Here is a 20,801-nt window from a genome sequence, read left to right as displayed (position 1 = left end):
GCCTCATGAATCTCGAAGGTGATTTCCAGTCGATCGAATTGCGTCAGGAAGAAGCAGTCCTGTGGCTGACACTCTGCAGACCCGACAAGCTCAATACCTTCACCGATGCCATGCACGCTGAATTGCAGGATGTGCTGGGTCGCATCCGGCAATCTCCGGATATCCGCTGTCTGGTCATCACCGGTGCCGGGCGCGGGTTTTCCGCCGGACAGGATCTGGCAGACCTGGACCTCTCGGCCGTCGGTGATACCGTCAAGACCAGATACAACCCGCTGATTCGCAGCCTGACGACCCTGCATATCCCGGTCCTTGCCTGCGTCAATGGTGTTGCTGCCGGGGCGGCAGCCAATCTGGCGCTGGCCTGCGACATCGTGCTGGCGGCGCGTTCCGCCCGCTTCATTCAATCCTTCAGCCACCTGGGCCTGGTACCCGATGGCGGAGGCACGTGGACCCTGCCACGATTGATCGGCCTGGCCAGGGCAACCGCTCTGTGCATGACCGCCGAACCGGTGTCGGCCGAACAGGCAGAACACATGGGCATGATCTGGCGCTGCGTGGATGACGAGAAATTGCTGGACGACACCAGCGAGCTGGCACAGCGCCTGTCACGTCAGGCGACTACCGGGCTGTTCTACACCAAGCAACTGCTACGCCTGTCACAGACACGCACCCTGGATGAGCAACTGGACCTGGAAGGCGACTATCAGCAGGCCGCCAACCAGACCGACGATTTCAGGGAAGGCGTGGAGGCATTCCTGAACAAGCGCAAACCTGACTTCAAGGGACGCTGAAAACCACTCGGTTCCAGCGATATAACGCCAGAGCCGAGCGAATGACTTCCATGCACCTGCCGGCAAAGACGCAAAGTGTCGCGAATCGATCGGTTATGAGTCGTCACTGAGGCATTGAGAGCTGACGGGCTGCCGATACACCTAGTTACCATGAAGACATCACCAGTCGAGTAGCTAACCATGGCAGATTCAGACAATTTCGACGACGAAGAAGACATCGTTCTGGCCGAGCTCAATGATGACGAGCTGGTGGAGCAGATGCACGACGATCTGTACAACGGTCTCCGGGAAGAGATCATGGAAGGCACCGAGATCCTGCTGGAACGAGGCTGGACGCCCGACAAGGTGCTCAACGAAGCGCTGGTGGAAGGCATGCGTATCGTCGGCATCGATTTTCGTGACGGCATCCTGTTCGTGCCCGAAGTACTGATGGCGGCCAATGCCATGAAAGGCGGCATGAGCATACTGCGCCCCTTGCTGGCCGAGACCGGCGCCGAGTCCATCGGCAAGGTCGTGATCGGCACGGTCAAGGGCGATATTCACGACATCGGCAAGAACCTGGTGGGCATGATGCTCGAAGGGGCCGGCTTCGAAGTCATCGATATCGGCATCAACAACCCGGTGGAGAATTACCTGGCGGCGCTGGAAGAGCATCAGCCCGACATACTGGGCATGTCTGCCCTGCTCACCACCACCATGCCCTACATGAAGGTGGTCATCGATACGCTCAAGGAGCAGGGTCTGCGCGACGATTTCATCGTACTGGTCGGTGGTGCCCCCTTGAACGAAGAGTTCGGTGAGGCCGTTGGCGCCGATGCCTACTGTCGAGATGCCGCCATTGCCGTGGAAACAGCCAAGGCGCTGGTGGCACAGCGTCGGCAGGCGCACTGAGGCCGACAGCCGCAGCCGCTCGGAGGAACCCGCGGATGAATGGCGAACGTTCGACGCATCCGGCAAACACATGAACAGGGCCGACAGCACCATGGCCGATTCGCGCAAGACGCTGATCATTGCCTGCGGCGCCATTGCTCACGAGCTGGTGGCAGTCACTCGTGCCAATGGCTTCGACCAGTTCGAGATTCAGTGTCTGCCGGCGGAATGGCACAACACCCCGCAGAAAATCGTGCCCGCGATCCAGCGGAAAATCGACGAGGCACTGGATCGCTACTCACGCATCCTGGTGGCCTACGGCGACTGTGGCACCGGTGGCCAGCTCGACCGGCTGCTCGAGCGCTACAACATTGCCCGGCTACCGGGGGATCACTGTTACAGCTTTCTGGCCGGGTCCGAGGTGTTCGATGCCATGGCTGAAGAGGAACTCGGCACCTTCTATCTGACCGACTATCTGGTCGACAACTTCGACCGGCTGATTCTCGAGGGTCTGGGTATCAAACGCCATCCCGAGTTGCTGACGCAATACTTCGAGCACTACACGCGTGTCCTGTACCTGGCTCAGGATGCGATGCACAAGGATCGAGAAGCCAGAGCGACCGAGGCGGCTTGCTCACTCGGTCTGCCGCTGGTCATTCATCACACCGGATTGCAGCCTTTCGCGCACGCCATGCGTACCATCCGGCTCACCGCTGTCTAAACGCGAAGACGACTCTCCATGCCCGAACTCATCAGGATCTACTGGCGCGACATTCCTTCCCAGGTGACCGCCAAGGCTGGCCGCAAGAGTGCCAGAGTGATGTTGCCCGCCCGCTTCCAGGAAGCCATCGACCGTGCGGCCATGCGTGCCGGCAAAGGCTCCAGTGACGCCTACATGGAAGACTGGCGCCGCGAGCGCAGCCCTTGCAGTGCAGACCTGCAGAGCGAGGCAGACGCGGCGGCATCTGCATTGGTGGCCTCGTTCGACGAGCAGACACTCGAAGCACTGACCAAGGTCAAGGGAGTGGCTGCCCATCTGGGCAAGTCGCGGGAGGAGATCCGCCAGATGGAACAGACCACCAGCGCCACAAGCGATGCACCGTCATCCGGCAGCGGGAACTGAGCCGCCATGTACTGGCTCAGACGCTGGTCGGTGCGCCACGCTCGCGCCCTGGAACTCACTTACCAATGGGTGGAGCGCGGCTTGCTGAGCATCGCACCGATCGCGAATCGCATCGACCATTCACGCCTGGAAAAGCCGGTGGCGGCGGTGGAAAAGCTGGTCAAGGGCGCCTTGTTCGATTGTCAGATGTGCGGGCAATGCGTGCTGAGCAATACCGGCATGTCCTGTCCGATGAATTGCCCCAAGAGCATCCGCAATGGCCCCTGCGGGGGTGTGCGCGAGGGTGGTTTCTGTGAGGTGAAACCCGAGATGCGCTGCGTCTGGGTGGAAGGCTGGCAGGGAGCGGCGCGCATGCAGCAAGGTGCGCAGATTGCCACGGTACAGTTTGCCGTGGACCACCGACTCAAGGGGCGTTCTTCGTGGCTGCGAGTCATGCGCGAGAAATCGACCCCGCCGGTTACCCCGGAAAAATCGCAGGCGGTGATCGAGACCTCGCAACTGCTGCGCAGGCGCGGCTCGACCGACGTCGACGACCAGGATGGAGACCGCAGCTCATGAGTTGCTTCGAAGACGAGCCGGTACCCGGTTACCCACTGTCCCAGCTCCCCGGCCACAGCTCTCCCGGCCGACTGGAGCGCATGCTGCGGGCCGGCCACTTTGTCGTCACCAGCGAACTGGCCCCACCGGACAGCGCCGACCCCGCAGCGGTATATGAAAGAGCCGCCGTTTTCGATGGCTATGTGGATGCCATCAACGCCACTGACGGCAGTGGGGCTCATTGCCATATGGGCTCACTGGCCGTTTGTGCCCTGCTGACACGTCTTGGCTATGCCCTGATCCAGCAGATTTCCTGTCGCGACAAGAATCGCATTGCGATTCAGGGCGATATTCTTGGTGGTGCGGCGATGGGTGTGTGCAACATGCTGTGCCTCTCGGGTGATGGGGTGCAGACGGGTGACCACCCGGAAGCCAAGCCGGTGTTCGACCTGGACTGCATGTCGCTGCTGGAGATCGCCCGCACCATGCGCGATCAGGCAACCTTTCAGAGTGGTCGCAAGCTGGATCATCCGCCGCATGTCTTCCTGGGTGCTGCGGCCAACCCTTTCGTGGCGCCGTTCGACTGGCGTCCCTTGCGTCTGGCCAAGAAGATCGCGGCTGGCGCGCAGTTCGTGCAGACCCAGTACTGCTTCGATATCCCCGCTCTGAAACAGTACATGAGCCGGGTTCGCGACATGGGACTGGACGAGCAGGTCTTTCTGATCATCGGAGTCGGACCACTGGCCTCGGCACGTTCGGCAGAGTGGATTCGCAGCAATGTGCCGGGCGTGCACATCCCGGACAGCGTCATCAAGCGACTCAAGGGGGCCGAGAACCAGAAGGCCGAAGGACTGCAACTCTGCGTCGACCTCATTCAGGAAATACGTGAAATGCAGGGGGTACATGGCGTTCATATCATGGCGTACCGGCAGGAACATGCCGTCCCCGACATCGTCACCCGTGCCGGCATCCTCGAAGGCCGAACACCCTGGCACCCCAGCGCCTACGACGGTGATGCCACCGTCCAGCAACACTTGGAAAACATGCAATGACCGACACCATCATCAGTTCTGCCAACCGCGAGCACATCATCGGTTCGGACCACCCGTTCACCATCATCGGGGAACGCATCAATCCGACCGGACGCAAGATCCTGGCCGAGGAGATGAAAGCCGGTGATTTCAGCCGGGTGGAGGCCGATGCCATGGCGCAGGTCGCAGCCGGCGCACAGATGCTGGATGTCAATGCCGGCATTCCGCTGGCCGACGAACCGGCATTGCTGGCCCAGGCCATCACTCTGGTGCAATCGATCACCGATGTGCCACTGTCCATCGACTCCTCCATCATCGAGGCACTGGAAGCCGGCCTGGCGGTCTACCAGGGTAAGGCGCTGGTCAATTCGGTTACCGGCGAGGACGAAGTCCTGGAACGCGTACTGCCACTGGTGGCACGCTACAAGGCCGCTGTCGTAGCCATATCCAATGATGAAACCGGCATCTCGGAGGATCCCGAGGAACGCTTCAAGGTGGCGAAGAAGATCGTCGAGCGTGCCAGTGATTTCGGCATTCCGGCTTCCGACGTGGTCATCGACCCACTGGTCATGCCCATCGGTGCAATGCGTTTTGCCGGTCGTCAGGTCTTCGACATTCTCGGCAGAATCCGCAAGGAACTGGGTTGCAATACCACATGCGGGGCCTCCAACATCAGCTTCGGTCTGCCCGAGCGCAACGGCATCAATGGCGCGTTCCTGTCCATGGCCATCAGCGCCGGCATGACCTCGGCCATCACCAATCCCTGCCATGAAGAGGTCATGCGCTCGGTCATGGCAGCCGATGTGCTGATGGGCAATGACCCGGACTGTCTTGCCTGGATTCGCAAGTATCGCGCTGAACCGGTTGCCGGTACCGACGGCGCTCGCGGTCGTCGCGTCACTCGGCGTCGTCGCAGTTGAGCAATGATCCATGCAAGCGCAATCGGGAGTGCTGAATGATTGACCAGGCCATGGTCGTGTTCACCCCCAGTGGCAAGCGTGGCAGCTTCCCGCTGGGTACAAGCGTGCTGCAGGCCGCCCGTGAACTCGGTGTCGATCTGGATTCGGTATGTGGTGGCCGAGGTCTGTGCGGCCGTTGTCAGGTCCAGTGCGCCAGTGGCGAGTTCTCCAAGCACAATATCGTGTCGCGCCAGCAGCACCTGAGCGAGAGCACTCGCGTCGAAGCCCGGTACCAGCGCATCAATGGCGAATTTGCTGACGGGCGGCGGCTTGGCTGTCAGGCAACCATTCAGGGCAATCTGGTCATCGACATTCCGGCGGACAGTCAGGTTCACCGCCAGGTCATTCGCAAGGATCTGGATCGGGCCGACATCACGGTCAATCCTGCCGTCAAACTGTATGTCGTGGATGTCCAGCAACCCGACATGCACGACCCATCCGGCGACTTGCGTCGCCTCAAGCAGGCTCTGACCATCGAATGGGGACTCACCGGCCTACACGCCGGCCTGTTCATACTGCGTGAACTCCAGCAATCGCTGCGCAAGGGCAATTGGCAGGTGACCGTGGCGGTGCACGACTCGGGGGACATACTGGGCGTATGGCCGGGCTTCAAGGATGCAGTCTACGGGGTGGCCATCGATGTCGGCTCCACCACCATTGCAGCACATCTGTGCGATCTGAGCAGTGGTCGGGTGCTGGCCAGCAACGGTGCCATGAACCCGCAGATCCGGTTTGGTGAAGACCTCATGAGTCGGGTGTCCTACGTGATGATGAATCCGGGGGGCGATGCCGAGATGACTGATGCCGTCATCACGGCCATCAACGACCTGCTGCGCGCTGTGACCACGGTCTCGGGCATCCTGCCCGATGACATCCTGGAGCTCTGTTTTGTCGCCAATCCGGTCATGCATCACCTGCTGTTGGGTATCAACCCGGTCGAGTTGGGTGGAGCGCCCTTCGCCCTGACCACCGATGAATCCATGCAACTGAACGCGGATGAGATGGGCATTCGCGTTCATCCTCTGGCCAAGGCCTATCTGCTGCCCTGCGTGGCGGGACATGTGGGTGCCGATACGGCCGGGGTCGTCCTGTCCGAGAGACCGCAGGCCGCTGACGCCATGACGCTATTGGTCGATGTTGGCACCAATGCAGAGATCGTGCTGGGAAACCGGCACCGTCTGGTCGCCTGCTCCAGCCCGACCGGACCTGCCTTCGAAGGTGCACAGATCAGTGGGGGACAACGAGCGGCGCCCGGCGCCATTGAACGCGTGCGAATCGATCCTCTCACACTGGAACCGCGCTTCAGCGTCATCGGCAGCGATACCTGGTCAAACGACCCCGATTTTGCCAGCGCGACCGCCGCGGTCGGAGTCACGGGCATCTGCGGATCGGGAATCATCGAGGTGGTTGCCGAAATGTTTCTTGCCGGCATCATAGACGCTGACGGGGTCATCAACGGTGAGCTGGCCGCACGCAATCCGCGCATCCAGGCCAATGAGCGGACCTTCTCCTATCTGCTGCATCAAGGCCAGCAGCCGGGTGATGTCACTGTCAGGATCACGCAGAACGACGTTCGACAGATTCAGCTGGCCAAGGCCGCCCTGTATGCCGGTATCCGATTGCTGATGGACCGTCTGGGCATCGAACGGGTCGAACGCATCCGTCTCGCCGGCGCCTTCGGCAGCCATATCGACGTCAAATACGCCATGATTCTGGGCCTGATCCCCGATTGCGACCTGAATCAGGTCGGTTCGGCGGGTAATGCGGCAGGCACCGGCGCGCTGATGGCCCTGCTGGACAAGGAGGCACGCGGCGAGATCGAGCAGGTGGTACGCAGTATCGAAAAGGTGGAGACCGCGGTAGAACCGGATTTTCAGCAGCATTTCGTGGAAGCGATGGCTTTCCCCCACAAGACTGCCGCGTTTCCGGAGCTTGGCAAGCTTGTCACGCTTCCGGAAGCCCGTTCTGCCAGACCGGTGCGCCGCCGGCGTGTACGTCGCAGCTGAAGGCAGGCCTTCCGGTCGGGCTCGCATTGGTCGCTGTCGGATCGCCGCCTTGTGGTTTCTCGATCAGTCGTTGGCACTTCCGGCAAGCTTGCGCGACGTCGAATCCGTATGCAGCCTATAATGCAGCGATAGCTATTCGAGTCAGTTGCTGATGCAGCGCATTTTGTCGGTTATTGCGATCATTGATACACCGACTCCGGAAGGGTGGATCAATCAACTGATCGATAGACTGGAGGCCCGTGATAAAGTTCAATTGAACATTGTCGTGCAGGAGCCGGCTGGCCAGCCAGTCGATGCTTCGGATTCGCTCTCCGAGTCGGCAACGCACGGCGACAATGCCTCCGGCGGTTCGATGAGGGGCTTCAGACCTGCCTCTGGTAGCTGGCCTGGAAGACTGGCCAGCCGACTGCTGCATCAACGCATCGACAGACCTCGCTTTTCTGCCAATCCCTGGTTACGCGAAACGCTCCACGCCTCGACGAGCACGCAAGTACTGAACGCCGAGAACTGTGGCACCTTGCTGGCGGACTGTGATGTTGTACTCAAGCTGACCGGCACCAAGCTACCCGATCCTCTATGGCCTCCGGCATCCGTGCCAGTGTGGGATGCGCACCTGGAAACCCTGGGTGCCCGCACCGAGGATTCCCTGTTGCAACGGGAGTCCCTGAACTGGGTTCATCTGTGGTCGCACAGCCGAGGCGATGGCAGTCACACCGTTCAGACCCGACGTATCGCAAGCCATGCTCTACCCCGGCAAAGCTTCTCGCTGACCGATCTGAGTCGGGCGGCCTGGTTCTGCCTGCCTGCATTGATCGATTCCAGACTGAACTGGCTGGCGCACGACAGTGACCCGGTCAGCACCGAGTACAGCGGGTCTCTGCCAATGGCCGGACGTACCATCGATCCGGAAGTGCGTGCCGCGCACAGCCGGGCCGAGGAGTTGCAGCGGCGTGCTTACCACCCACCTGCCAGGTCTGGGCTGCACCGTCTTGCGCTTGCGCTGGCACTCTGGTGGTCACAGAGTGTCGAGCGTGTCCGTCACCATTTCTGGTATGAACAGTGGCAGCTGGCCTTTCGCAACGATGGTCCGGATGCCCTGTTTCATTCCGCCGGCACGGAGACGACAGCCGAGCGACTGGAGAACAGCAATCGGCTCGACGCGCTGGCCAATGGCAGAGTGGGAGATTTCGTCACGATAGACTCGCCCGAACGAGTCTGGTGGGCCGACCCGCATCTGTACCGACATGAGGACGATCTCTATGTCTTTTTCGAGGAAATGGCGCTCGATGCCGACTACGGCCACCTCTCTGTTGCCCGACTGACCGATGAGGGCCGGGTCGAGAGCGTCGCGAAAGTCCTGGATGAAGGTCATCATCTGTCCTATCCCTTTGTCTTCAACGACGACAAGGAGATCTACATGATTCCGGAAACCGCCTCGATGCAGTCTGTCCAGCTGTATCGGGCTCAGCATTTTCCCGAGCAATGGGTGAAGGTGAAGGATCTGCTGTGCAACGTCAATCTGGCCGATTCCACGGTACATTTCGACGGTGAACGCTGGTGGATGTTCACCAATGGCATGTCCCACCGTTCCGTGGATGAGCGCGATGAGCTGCATCTGTATCATGCCGACAACGTTACCGGGCCCTGGCAGGCACACCCGATGAACCCGGTGGTGACAGGGGTCGATCGCGCACGCATGGCCGGCTCGATCATTCGCGATGGCAGTGGTCTGTATCGTCCGAGCCAGTTCGGTGCTCTGCGCTACGGACACGGCATCAATCTGCACCGCATCGACCGACTCGATCTGCAGTCCTATTCCGAGACCACAGTGGGCCGACTACTGCCGGAAGCCGGAAGCCCGTGGCTGGGCTGTCATTCCACCAGCTACCTAGATGGCGTGACCGTAGTGGACCGCGTCACTCGACGGCGACGACACTGATGAAGCGAGTCCCTGCGCCAGTCGCCCCCTTCACGCGGCGCCGCTTTCTTGCCGGTGCAAGTGCCATCGGCCTGTCTCTGATGGCCGGTGGCGCTCGGGCCGATGGTGAGCGAGTGAATGTGTACAACTGGCCGGATTATCTGCCGCCGGACACCTTGGCAGGGTTTCATCAGACATCGGGGATCACCGCCCATCATGAAGTCTTTACCAGCGACGATGAATTGTTCGCGCGGTTGCGAGGGAGCAATCCGGGCTTCGATCTGATCGTTCCCGGTAACACCAATGTGGAACGCATGGCGGAAGCCGACATGCTGATGCCGCTGGAGCATGCCAGGATTGCCAATCTGGAGAATATCGACCCGTTTTTCCTCGATCCTCCCTTCGACCCCGGACGACAGTTCAGCCTGCCTTATCTGTGGGGCAGTATTGGCATCGGCTATCGCAAATCGGCGCTCGCGCAGGCACCGCGCACCTGGAGAGACCTGTTCGAGGGGACGCAGGACAACTACCGGATTGCCTTGCTGCGCGAGCCGATGATCGTGACACGACTGGCCATCAAGGCGCTGGGCGAATCCCTGAACGACCTGAGCGAAGCCAATGTGCAGGCCGCCCGGCGTCTGCTCGACAAGCGCAGGAATGGTTCGCTCATCCATGCCCCTGACAATGGTCAGGACCTGCTGCTGTCGGGCGAGGTGGACATGGCCATGGAATGGAATACCGATATCATGCGAGCCATGGAACAGGATGACGACATCGCCTTCGTGCTGCCTGAAGAAGGCGGCCTGTTGTGGGAAGACTCTCTGTGTATCCCGAAGGGCGCCCCCAATGTCGACAACGCCTACGCCCTGATCAACTTCCTGCTCAGCGCCGAAGCCGGCGCTGCCATCGCACGTTACACCCGCTACGCCACCCCCAACACCGCCGCCCTGGCCCTGCTCGACCCCACCTACACCAACAACCCTGCCATCATCCCCTCCCCCACCGCCCGCCAAAACAGCCAATACCCCACGGGTCGGACCACCACAAGTCATTGATTAAAAAGACATTTCACCACGCACAGCAAACCCAAACCGCCTTATTTCAACAAAAAGCACATCAAAAACGCCCGTTCAAGACAACTGGCAACGAAGTGGCAGCCTGACACCCCACGGGTCGAACCACCACAAGTCATTGATTCAAAATATATTTCACCACACACAGCAACCCCAGACCGCCTTATCTCAACAGAAAGCACATCAAAAAAACCAATTTCAAGACAACTGGCAACGAAGTGGCAGCCTGACGAGTCACCGCTTGAAACGCCTCAGCGCCATCGAAAACGGCTCAACAGGCCACATTAACGATCAATTTTCATCCGGATATTGACGTTTTTCAGACACTTGCCATGGCCCGACCCGGTGGGGGTGGGTAAGCTGGGGGGATGGATACTTGGAATGGTGTTGAGAGGCGGCTGCGGCCGGAGCGGCGGGCTTATACGATGGGTACGCTGGTTGCGTGTGCAGTGGCGCCACGTCGGATGAACGGGCGGCGGCAAAGTGACAGGCGCTTTGCATTGCTGGACCGCTTTGACAGTGGCATGGTGATGCTGGCCGTGGTCCTGATGTTGCTGTCGATTACCGATTCGGTATTCACGCTGACGCTGATTTCGCGCGGCGGCACCGAGGTCAATCCGTTCATGAACGCGCTGCTGCAACACAGCGTCTGGGCATTCACGGCAACAAAGATGCTGCTCACCGGCATTCCTGCCATCGTGCTGGTAGCCGCCGGCAATCTGCTGCTGTTCAATCGCTGGCGAGCCCGATCCGTACTGGCGGCGCTGGTAGGTCTCTACCTGGGCCTGATCGCCTACGAACTGGTGCTGCTCTCAATCAGCTGAGTTCGTGCGTTTGCTCGCCTTCTTCTTCTCGCGGGAGTCGCCCAGCAACCCCGCCGCCCGCCGCCGCTCATCACGCGGCGGCAGGGAAAAGGTGTCTCGATAACACTTGGAGAAATGCGGTGCCGAGATGAACCCGCAGGCCAGCGCAATGTCAACGATCGGCATACTGCTCTGCAGCAGCAACTGACGGGCACGCTCCAGCCGCAGCTCCAGGTAGTAACGTGTGGGCACACAATGCAAGTAGCGCTGGAACAGACGTTCCAGCTGACGACGTGACAGACCGACATGATGAGACAGCTCATCCAGCGTCATCGGTTCTTCGATATTGGCTTCCATCAGTGACACCGCTTCGGCAAGCTTCGGCTGGCTGGCACCGATGCGTTGAGTCAGTGGCACTCGTTGCCGATCATTCTGATCGCGGATGCGATCGCACATGAATTGCTCCGAGATCCGGGTAGCCAGTTCATTGCCATGGCTGCTGCGAATCTCGCTGAGCAACATGTCCAGCGGTGCAGTTCCACCGGCACAGGTGTAACGCTTTCGATCGATCTCGAACAGTTCGGGCGAGATCACCAGATGCGGAAACTCCTCACGCGCGGCCGCCAGATTTTCCCAGTGGATGGTGCATCGGTAGTCGTGCAGCAGATCGGCCCTGGCCAGCAGATAGGTGCCGGTACAGATGGCACCCAGAATGGCCCCCTGCTTGTCCAGCTGACGCAACCACTGCATGCCCGGCTCATCCTTGATGAGATGCACATTGAGACCACCACAGACAAACACCGCGTCATAACGCGCGCGAGTCTGAGCCCCATGCTCCACGGGAAAACGCAAGCCGTTACTGCAGGCAACCTCATGACCATCACTGGACACCAGGGTCCAGCGATAGAGGGTCTGCCCGCTCAGCTGATTGGCCATGCGCAGGGTTTCCACTGCACTGCTGAATGCCAGCATCGAAAACTGGGGCATCAGATAAAAGCCGATACGTGTCGTGCTGTCGGCAGAGCCGATCATGAGTCATTCGATTGGGGCATTGCGAGCACCGGTAAGGCTCCCTGGGCGCGAGACGATCACCCAGGCAGAGAGCCGACCGGGGTGAACTAGTAATTGGCGTCCGGAAACGCCGCTTTACGCACTTTAATATATTCCAGCAGTGCTTCGTCAACCGCAATGTCGATTGCCGGAGGCTCGTAACTGTTCAATGCCGACTTCCAGCGTTCGTTGGCTCGTTGGGCCGCATCCAGCGAACCTTCCGACTGCCATTGCTCGAAGCTGTTGTTGTCCGAAATCTCGGATCGCCAGAAAGCGCTCTGGAAGTTCGCCTGCGTATGCGAACATCCCAGGAAATGGTTGCCGGGCCCCACTTCACGCAGTGCATCCAGTGCCTGACCATTTTCGCTCAGATCGATCCCGCCGAGCAGAACCCCCAGCATGCTCGCCTGATCGGCATCCATCATGAACTTCTCGTACCCCATGGCCAGACCACCTTCCAGCCAGCCGGCGGTATGCAACATGAAGTTGACACCCGCCATGGCTGCCGATTGCAGGGTGTTGGCAGCCTCGTAGGCAGCCTGTGCATCCGGCAGCTTCGAGGCACACAAACCACCGCCACTCCTGAACGGCACGCCCAGGCGCCGCGCCAGCGAGGCCGCAATGTACATGACCTGGGTAGGTTCGGGTGAACCGAAGGTCGGAGCCCCCGATTGCATGGAAATCGAACTGGCAAACGTGCCGAACACGACCGGCGCACCGGGGCGTACCAGTTGTACAAAAGCCATCCCGGCCAGTGCCTCGGCCAGTATCTGCGCAGCGGTACCGGCAACCGTCACGGGTGACATCGCCCCCGCCAGAATGAACGGTGAAATGATGCAGCCCTGATTGGCGCGCGCATAGACCTTGGCAGCCCCCAGCATGGTTTCATCGTAGGTCATGGGAGAATTGGCGTTGATCAGGTTGACGACCACCGTCTTCTCCTGCCCCGTGGCCGGATCGATGAAATCGTCGCCGAACAGGATCTTCGCCATGGCAACCGTATCTTCCGCTCGCTCCGGCGCTGTCACCGAACCCATGAAAGGCTTGTCGCTGTAGCGCATGTGCGCATACACCATATCGAAATGCCGCTTGTTGACCGGCAGATCCACCGGCTCACAGACCGTGCCACCCGAATGGTGCAGCGATTTGCTCATGTAGGCGAGTTTGACGAAGTTCTGGAAATCCTCGATGGTCGCATAGCGCCTGCCCTTGTCCAGATCATGCACGAAAGGCGGGCCGTAGGCCGGCACCATCACGGTGTTGTCACCACCGATAAGCACCGACTTCTGCGGATCGCGAGCATGCTGGGTGAAGATCGCCGGTGCGCTGTCCGTCACCAGCTTGCGACACAGGCCACGTGGAAATCGAACCCGTTCGCCCTGTACGTCGGCACCGGCGTTGCGCCACAATACCAGCGCTTCGGCATCATCCCGAAAATCGATACCGATCTCTTCGAGTATGGTGTCCGCATTGTGCTCGATCAGCGCAAGCCCTTCCTCGTTGAGGATCTCGTAATACGGGATCTTGCGCTTGATGTAGGCCTGGGCAGTCGTACCGGCTGCAGCCCGCGCTCGCCGGGCTTCTCGCCCGCCTCCTCGCCGCCTGCCTCGCGCAGGTGCACCTTCTGTACTCATCGGCCTGCTCTTCCGTTGTTCATCTCACCTGCAATAATGGACTGTCGGATGGACCGTCAGTGTTGCAGCGAACGACGTGGTCATTACACCAAACGACCTGTCAGCCACAGAACCTCAGAGGGAGTCGACCAGAGAGTAGCAACTGCGTACGAAGTTGGCCTGTGACTTGGTCTGGATACGCCGCCGATTATCCCGACGCACCCGGCGAATGGCCTGCTCCGGCTCCACCCCGAATTCCACCAGGATACGGGCGGCTATCATGCCGGTGCGGCCCAGCCCGGCGTAACAGTGAATGGCAACCCGCTCACCGATTCGCAGCGCATGGCGGATACGCTCGCCTTCCACGGCCCAGACATCCTCGAACTCCTGATTGGGAATATCCATATCGATGATGGGCAAGTGCTTCCACCACATGCCCGCGTTCTGTACGGCCGCCGGCAAACCTTCGACCCTGTTCATCTTCAATTCGTGAGGTTCCACCAGGCACAACACGCCATTGGCTCCCCACTCGACGATCTCATTGACATCCGTCTGCAACAGCCGCTTGCTGCCCGTGGCCGGCTTGTCGATGCGTGTGCCCGGGCAGGCAACCAGTCCCATGCACCCGACAGATCCCGGTACATTGATGGTATCGATGGGGTTCGCCGGCAATGGCTTTCGCAATCCGAATACCATGGCCTTCTCAGTTCCCGGCAAGCAGGACACACACGCCCGGAGTCAGCGAACGGAGCTCGGTGGCGGTCAGGACGTACGAACGGGATGTAATGTCAACAAATGGCAATTTCATGAAGGACTCGAAATGTCGCCTGCGAAGATTAACGTATTGGCGAGCAGACTACTCGCAAGAGCCGCCGAATGGATCAGCAGGCGTCACACTCCGGAAAATTACCGAGCGCAGGAACCCGGATGTTACATCGTACAACACGCATCCGATGAACAGCACCCTTTCAGCCCGAACCCAGCGCACGCAGACACTTGCCAACGCCGGCTCGCAGTCGACGATTGGCGATGGCCAGACTGAGCTGCCAACGCCAGCGGTAGACAGAGACATTGACCATCGCGCTGGTTTCGCAATTGAATTCCTCCTTGTAGGTCGGTGCCTCGCCACGCATGAAGTCATAGTATTTTCGATCTGCTTCACGGTTGCGCTGCATCTCCATGAGGTGAGCCAGCGTCAAGGGCATGTAGCGATTCGAGTCCTTGCGCGTGAAACCGCTCTGGTAATAATGACAGGTGACCTCGTCGTAGTAGCAGTACAGCACGGCCAGCAATCGGGCGCCCAGATGAAACCGCACGATGTCCACGGCCCCTTCGGCAAACAACTGCCGACTCAGCTGCCGGTGAAATGCCTGGAAGCGGGCTGAGGCGAACACACTCTTGCGTCTCTTGTGCGCCTGGCGTTCATGATTCAGCTCTGCCAGTTCCCGAAACGCCGTATCGAAACAGGCGGCCGACGTGATGGTGGTCACTGCGATGCCACCATCCCGCGCGGCGGCCTTCTGGCTGCGCCGGATGCGTTTTGCACGACTGGCCCCCAGACTGTCCAGATAGCCGGCTTCATCCTCCAGCAGCGGCAAGCGGTATCGCAAACCTGCCGATCGCACCCGCAGATGGCTCCTGCCACCGGCCACCAGCACCTGGTGCAACAGGGATCCCTCCAACAGGCAGGGCATCTCGATATGAATCCAGCCATTGAACTGCAGCAGGTATTCCGAGGCCAGACTGCATACCTCCGCCTGCAGCCCGCTGTCGACCAGCAGATCCCCATACTCGGTGGCCACCTCGTCAATGGCCAGCTCACCCGTACCTGTCAGCCGCAGGCAGGTACGCCCCGGTACGATACCGCAGGCCTGACGATACAGCGGCAACAAGCCAACCAGTTCGCCATTGCGACGCCAGGTGATGATGTGCAGATGATCGTGCCTGCCCGCATAGACCTGCCACCAGGTGTAATGCCATTCCCACCGCATGAAGACGCTGCCGCCAGGGCTTCGGCCCAGCAGATGATTCCAGTCCACCGCCAGATCCCTGAACGCGGCATCGTCTGTAACGACGTCCCTGTCCAGACTGCAGACCAGCGGCAGGGGCGGCAGGCCGTTCTGACCCTCGTCCGCATTTGCCTTTTCCGTGGAAGGTTTTCCATACTGGTTCACGGCCGGCTGCATGATAACCTTGAGCATATGACTGACAAACTCAAAGCCCTACTCGATACCCGGCAACTCTTGCTGGCAGATGGCGCCACAGGCACCAACCTGTTCGCGGCTGGATTGCAGACTGGCGATGCTCCGGAGCTTTGGAACACAGAGCGCTCGGATCGTATCACCGATTTACACCGCTCTTTTGTGAACGCGGGTTCAGACATCATCCTGACCAACAGTTTTGGTGGCACACACTATCGTCTGGCCCTGCACAAGGCGGGCCATCGAGTGGCCGAGCTCAACCAGTCGGCTGCCAGACTGGCCCGCGCCGAGGCTGACGCGGTGGATCGCACCGTGCTGGTTGCAGGTTCCATGGGCCCCACCGGCGAGATTCTGCAACCCAATGGCTCGGTCAGCATCGACGAGGCAAGGCGCGCCTTTGCCGAACAGGCCGAAGCCCTGGCCGAAGGCGGTGTCGACATTCTGTGGATAGAAACCATCTCCTCGGCAGAGGAAATCGAAGCGGCGGTACTCGGCGCTGCCACGATCGGTTTGCCGATTGTCTACACCGTCAGTATCGACACCAATGGCCGCACCATGATGGGACTCACCCCGGCAGAAACACTGAAGATCAGCACCAGTCTCAATACCCCCATCGCCGCTGTTGGCAGCAACTGTGGAGTAGGTGCTTCCGAAGTGGTCGCCGCCATCTGCAATCTGCAGGCGGCAACGAAGAATCTGGGGGTCAACCCGGCACTGGTGGCGAAAGCCAATTGTGGTATCCCCGACTACGTGGATGGCAAGATCGTCTACAGCGGAACACCCGAACTCATGGCGCAGTACGCCATTCTGGCAGCGAATGCCGGCGCATCGATCATCGGCGGCTGCTGCGGTACCACGCCGGAGCATGTCAGTGCCATGCGCGAGGCCATCGATCAATGGCAACCGGGATCACCATCTCCGGATGTGGATACCATCACCCGGGTTCTGGGTGAATTGTCCCAGGGGGCCAAGGCGCAGATGGCCGGCGATCTCAGTGTGGCCGGAGGTTCGGCATCCGGCCGTGGCAGCCGGGTCACGCGTCGGCGTCGCCGCGGCCCTGACTGATTCCGGCCAGACGTCTCCCCCCTCTTCTCGGTAAACCGCTGCCCGACTGATACCTGTCCATGGCGTCCTGTGCGCCACAGCGATATCATTGCCGCCGTTCGCATCCGACTCCCTCTTTTCCGCAGACAACCCGTTTGATTTCACCATGTTTGACAAGCATCTGACACCCAATCTGCTGGCGGCAGCGCTGGTGTTACTGAGCTTTGCCCTGCCCGCCCCCTGGCAAGCCCTGGTACTGAGCACCGGCCTGTTTGCCCTGTCCGGTGCCCTGACCAACTGGCTGGCCGTACACATGTTGTTCGAACGTGTGCCGGGTCTCTATGGCTCCGGGGTCATCACGCTGCATTTCGAGGAATTCAAGGCCGGCATCCTGCGAATGGTGCATGAGGAGTTGTTCAGCAAGGACAAGGTCGAGCGCCTTCTGTCAGCCGGTGCCAGTGCCGGTGCGGCGACAGACGCCGGCGAGCAGGCCAGCAAGACGCAGGCGAAAGCCGGCGGACTGGGCGATGCCATCGACTTGGAACCGATGCTCACGGCCATTGATCTGGACGCAGCCTACGACCAGCTGGTGGCAACCATCGCCGAATCCTCCTTCGGCTCCATGCTGGCCATGGTTGGTGGCGAGGCAGCGCTGCAGCCGCTGCGTGAACCGTTCAAGGATCGCATGCGAGGGTTCCTGGCCGATGCGGCCAGATCGCCTCGCATCCAGGCCGCCATTGGCGAACAGCTGGGCAAGGCTGCCAGCAGCGAACGCTTCGTCAACCGACTCGATCAGTTGCTGCGTGCGCGACTCGACGAGATGACACCGGAAATGGTACGCGACATCATGCAGCGCATGATTCGGGAGCACCTGGGCTGGTTGGTCATCTGGGGAGGCGTATTCGGCGGCCTGATCGGCCTGCTGGCCGGTCTGTTCGGCCTGTTCAGCTGATACGGTCGCGCAGCTCCGACTGTTTCTGTTTCAGCTGCGGGCTCGCAGCGGCACACCTTCGAATTCGATGCCCGACCAGCCTGTCTGCATGAACTGGCGAATGTTCGGATGACTGTCACCGTCGGGGGTGCGCAGCACGTCCGCGCGATAATAGGCTCCGAACAGCGCCAGAGTCTGTTCTTGCGTCAGTTCGTGCAGACGGGCAAAGGCAAACAGCTTGCAGGAGCCGGTATTCTGCCCCGCTTCGTTATAGATCTCGTGATTGTAGAACGCGGTCGGAATGAAGGTGTAGAGGCTGTTCACGAGCGCGATCACATCGGGGAATTCGATGCTCTCGGGGGCGGTGTTCAAGCGGTTCAGGAAAAGCTCGAGTTCCATGGGGAATTCTTCTGCAGGAGTCACACTGGATAGTAGCAGTAAACCTGCAAACACCAGGCCGGACAGCGTATCCGGCCTGGTGATCGCTGCAATCAGCTCTTGACCAGCGAGTTCTTGTAGTCGATGGCATCCACCGCTGCGATGGCACACAGATTGACGATGCCACGCACCGTGGTGGATTCCGTGACCACATGAGCCGGTTTGTTCAAGCCCATCAGCATGGGACCGACCGGCAGTCCATCACCCAGCACCTTGACCATGTTGTAGGTGATGTTGGCCGCGTCCAGATTCGGCATGACCAGCAGATTGGCTCCGCCTGCGAAGCTGGCATTGGGAAAGATCCGGTCGCGCGTCTCCTCCGACAAGGCCGCATCCGCGTGCATCTCGCCTTCCACCGCCAGTTCCGGATGTCTGGCACTGAGCAGCTCTCGCGCCTTGCGCATCTTCAGCGCCGACTCGTTGTTGCGACTGCCGAAGTTGGAATGCGACAGCATGCCGATCTTCGGCACCATGCCGAAGCGCTTGACGATGCTGGACGCCATATGAGCCGTCTCGGCCAGCTCCTCGGCTGTCGGGTTGAGGGTGACATGGGTATCCGTCAGAAAGACCGTGCCCTTGTCCAGAATCATCAGCATCAATGCGGAGATATCACTGACATCATCGCGGATGCCGATCACTTCGCACAGGTATCGCAGATGCCGGGCATAGGCACCCTGTGTACCACACACCAGCGCATCGGCCTGGCCCTCCCGCACCATCAGGGCACCGAGCGCCGTCATGCGGGTACGAATCACGTTGGCTGCATAGCGAGGCGAGACACCGGAACGCTCCATCAGGCGATGGTAGGCATCGACATGCTCTTCATAGTTCGGATTGTTCTCCGGGTCGACCACACTGAAACCTTCCCCGACCTTCAGACGCAGGCCCAGTTCCTCGATCTTCGCCTGGATACCTTCCGGACGACCCAGCAGTATCGGATGACAGATGGCGTCATCCACCAGTATCTGGGTGGCGTTCAATACCCGCAGGGACTCGCCTTCTGCCAGAACCACACGCTGCGTATCGGCCTGCGCCTGTTCGAAGACCGGCTTCATGATGAGACCGGAACGGAAGATGAAACTGTTGAGCTTGCGTCGATAGGCATCGAAGTCGGTGATTGGTCGCGTGGCGACACCGGTCTCCATGGCCGCACGTGCCACTCGCTCCGGTATCTCCATCATCAGACGCGGATCGAAAGGCTTGGGGATCAGGTAGTCACGACCGAATCGGAAAGGCTTGCCCCCATAGGCGGCCGATACGACATCCGAGGCTTCCTTGGTGGCAATGCCGGCAATGGCCTCGACCGCTGCGGCCTGCATGGCTCCATTGATCTCGGTTGCGCCGACATCCAGAGCCCCGCGAAACAGGAACGGGAAACACAGGACATTGTTGACCTGGTTCGGGTAGTCCGAACGGCCGGTGGCCATGATGGCATCGTCACGCACGGCGTGCACGACATCGGGACTGATTTCAGGGTCAGGGTTGGCCAATGCCAGAATGAAGGGCGAGGCCGCCATGCGTGCCACCTGATCACCGCTGAGCACATTCGGTGCGGAAAGCCCGAGAAAGACATCGGCATCATCGATGACATCGTCCAGCGTACGGGCATCGGTATCACGCGCATAGACTCCCTTGTAGGGATCCATGTTGTCACGCCCCTGATAGACCACGCCGTGCACATCGCAAACCGTCACCCGTTCCTTGTCCAGCCCCATGAAGACCAGCAGGTTCAGACAGGCCAGAGCTGCAGCTCCGGCCCCGGAACACACCAGCGACACCTTGTCCAGGTCCTTGCCGGCAACCTTCAGACCGTTTCTGATGGCCGCCGCCACCACGATGGCAGTACCGTGCTGATCGTCGTGGAATACCGGAATGTTCATGCTCTCGCGCAGGCGCTTCTCGATGACGAAACACTCAGGCGCCTTGATGTCCTCCAGATTGATGCCGCCGAAGGTCGGTTCCAGCAATTCGACCGCCTCGCAGAACCGGTCGACATCGGTCGTGTCCAGTTCCAGATCGAAGACGTCGACGTTGGCAAATTTCTTGAACAGGACCGCCTTGCCCTCCATGACAGGCTTGGACGCCAATGCACCAATGGCCCCCAGTCCCAGCACGGCCGTACCATTGGTGATCACAGCCACCAGATTGCTGCGAGCGGTCATGGACGCCGCTTCCAGCGGATCTCTGACGATCTCGTTGCAGGCTGCCGCAACACCGGGCGAATAGGCCAGTGCCAGATCACGCTGATTGACCATGTTCTTGGTCGCCGAGATCTCCAGCTTGCCCGGCGTGGGATAGCGATGGTAATTGAGAGCGGCCTCTGCCAGAGACTCCTGGGCTACCTGCTCACTGGCAGGTGAAAGATTCTTGCTGCCGGTATCACTGGGTTGATCACTCATCAAACGTGTTCCTG

General features: G+C 60.2%; 19 protein-coding genes. 13 read left to right on the top strand and 6 right to left on the bottom strand.

Annotation, left to right across the window (positions count from 1 at the left end):
* Positions 1–5: 5 nt before the first annotated feature.
* The 11 genes from ACUNV4_RS01990 to ACUNV4_RS01940 all read left to right on the top strand — a co-directional run bounded on the left by ACUNV4_RS01990 (position 6) and on the right by ACUNV4_RS01940 (position 11,132).
* Complete coding sequence (locus tag ACUNV4_RS01990) at positions 6–791, top strand: enoyl-CoA hydratase-related protein (protein WP_430876808.1); 786 nt, start codon at positions 6–8, stop codon at positions 789–791.
* A 180-nt stretch (positions 792–971) separates the two neighbouring features.
* Entirely contained in the window at positions 972–1,682 is a 711-nt protein-coding gene (locus tag ACUNV4_RS01985) for a corrinoid protein (protein ID WP_430876807.1), read from the top strand.
* A gap of 70 nt (positions 1,683–1,752) precedes the next feature.
* Positions 1,753–2,382 carry a DUF1638 domain-containing protein gene (locus tag ACUNV4_RS01980; protein ID WP_430876806.1) on the top strand — a complete coding sequence of 210 codons (630 nt, stop codon included), beginning with the start codon at positions 1,753–1,755 and terminating at the stop codon, positions 2,380–2,382.
* A gap of 18 nt (positions 2,383–2,400) precedes the next feature.
* A complete protein-coding gene (locus ACUNV4_RS01975; protein WP_430876805.1) occupies positions 2,401–2,784 on the top strand; it encodes a virulence factor in 384 nt (127 codons plus the stop codon).
* Positions 2,785–2,790: 6 nt separating this feature from the next.
* On the top strand, positions 2,791–3,342 hold the full coding sequence (locus ACUNV4_RS01970) for a methylenetetrahydrofolate reductase C-terminal domain-containing protein (protein WP_430876804.1): 552 nt from the start codon (positions 2,791–2,793) through the stop codon (positions 3,340–3,342).
* Positions 3,339–4,373, top strand: coding sequence for a methylenetetrahydrofolate reductase (locus ACUNV4_RS01965; RefSeq protein ID WP_430876803.1), 1,035 nt, complete (start codon positions 3,339–3,341; stop codon positions 4,371–4,373). The genes ACUNV4_RS01970 and ACUNV4_RS01965 overlap by 4 nt, the downstream gene beginning before the upstream one ends.
* Positions 4,370–5,272: a dihydropteroate synthase gene (locus ACUNV4_RS01960; RefSeq protein ID WP_430876802.1), complete on the top strand. Its 903-nt coding sequence runs from the start codon at positions 4,370–4,372 to the stop codon at positions 5,270–5,272. Before ACUNV4_RS01965 ends, ACUNV4_RS01960 begins: the two co-directional genes overlap by 4 nt.
* A 35-nt stretch (positions 5,273–5,307) precedes the next feature.
* A complete protein-coding gene (locus ACUNV4_RS01955) occupies positions 5,308–7,317 on the top strand; it encodes an ASKHA domain-containing protein (RefSeq protein ID WP_430876801.1) in 2,010 nt (669 codons plus the stop codon).
* A 151-nt stretch (positions 7,318–7,468) separates the two neighbouring features.
* The gene (locus ACUNV4_RS01950) at positions 7,469–9,256 is read left to right on the top strand and encodes a glucosamine inositolphosphorylceramide transferase family protein (protein WP_430876800.1); all 1,788 of its coding nucleotides are present in this window, start codon (positions 7,469–7,471) and stop codon (positions 9,254–9,256) included.
* Positions 9,256–10,290, top strand: coding sequence for an ABC transporter substrate-binding protein (locus tag ACUNV4_RS01945; protein WP_430876799.1), 1,035 nt, complete (start codon positions 9,256–9,258; stop codon positions 10,288–10,290). The genes ACUNV4_RS01950 and ACUNV4_RS01945 overlap by 1 nt, the downstream gene beginning before the upstream one ends.
* A 443-nt stretch (positions 10,291–10,733) precedes the next feature.
* On the top strand, positions 10,734–11,132 hold the full coding sequence (locus tag ACUNV4_RS01940; RefSeq protein ID WP_430876798.1) for a DUF5658 family protein: 399 nt from the start codon (positions 10,734–10,736) through the stop codon (positions 11,130–11,132).
* Here ACUNV4_RS01940 and ACUNV4_RS01935 read toward each other — a convergent pair.
* The 4 genes from ACUNV4_RS01935 to ACUNV4_RS01920 all read right to left on the bottom strand — a co-directional run bounded on the left by ACUNV4_RS01935 (position 11,121) and on the right by ACUNV4_RS01920 (position 15,948).
* Complete coding sequence (locus ACUNV4_RS01935; protein WP_430876797.1) at positions 11,121–12,143, bottom strand: GlxA family transcriptional regulator; 1,023 nt, start codon at positions 12,141–12,143, stop codon at positions 11,121–11,123. The two genes, ACUNV4_RS01940 and ACUNV4_RS01935, sit on opposite strands and share 12 nt — an antisense overlap.
* A gap of 86 nt (positions 12,144–12,229) precedes the next feature.
* A complete protein-coding gene (locus ACUNV4_RS01930) occupies positions 12,230–13,795 on the bottom strand; it encodes a trimethylamine methyltransferase family protein (RefSeq protein WP_430876796.1) in 1,566 nt (521 codons plus the stop codon).
* Between the two features lie 114 nt (positions 13,796–13,909).
* Positions 13,910–14,470 (bottom strand): phosphatase domain-containing putative toxin, encoded by a 561-nt coding sequence (locus ACUNV4_RS01925; protein ID WP_430876795.1) that lies wholly within the window; start codon positions 14,468–14,470, stop codon positions 13,910–13,912.
* A 272-nt stretch (positions 14,471–14,742) separates the two neighbouring features.
* Positions 14,743–15,948 (bottom strand): GNAT family N-acetyltransferase, encoded by a 1,206-nt coding sequence (locus ACUNV4_RS01920; protein ID WP_430876794.1) that lies wholly within the window; start codon positions 15,946–15,948, stop codon positions 14,743–14,745.
* A 27-nt stretch (positions 15,949–15,975) separates the two neighbouring features.
* Between ACUNV4_RS01920 and bmt the strand changes: the two genes are divergently transcribed.
* Positions 15,976–17,040 (top strand): betaine--homocysteine S-methyltransferase, encoded by a 1,065-nt coding sequence (bmt, locus tag ACUNV4_RS01915; RefSeq protein WP_430876793.1) that lies wholly within the window; start codon positions 15,976–15,978, stop codon positions 17,038–17,040.
* Between the two features lie 145 nt (positions 17,041–17,185).
* Complete coding sequence (locus tag ACUNV4_RS01910; RefSeq protein ID WP_430876792.1) at positions 17,186–17,971, top strand: DUF445 family protein; 786 nt, start codon at positions 17,186–17,188, stop codon at positions 17,969–17,971.
* A 30-nt stretch (positions 17,972–18,001) separates the two neighbouring features.
* Here ACUNV4_RS01910 and ACUNV4_RS01905 read toward each other — a convergent pair whose 3' ends face one another.
* A complete protein-coding gene (locus ACUNV4_RS01905) occupies positions 18,002–18,373 on the bottom strand; it encodes a HopJ type III effector protein (protein WP_430876791.1) in 372 nt (123 codons plus the stop codon).
* 68 nt (positions 18,374–18,441) lie between these two features.
* Positions 18,442–20,787 carry an NADP-dependent malic enzyme gene (locus tag ACUNV4_RS01900; protein WP_430876790.1) on the bottom strand — a complete coding sequence of 782 codons (2,346 nt, stop codon included), beginning with the start codon at positions 20,785–20,787 and terminating at the stop codon, positions 18,442–18,444.
* Between the last annotated feature and the right edge of the window lie 14 nt (positions 20,788–20,801).

It is taken from the genome of Granulosicoccus sp. 3-233, assembly GCF_052681095.1.
This window is presented reverse-complemented; position numbering and strand designations above follow the sequence as displayed.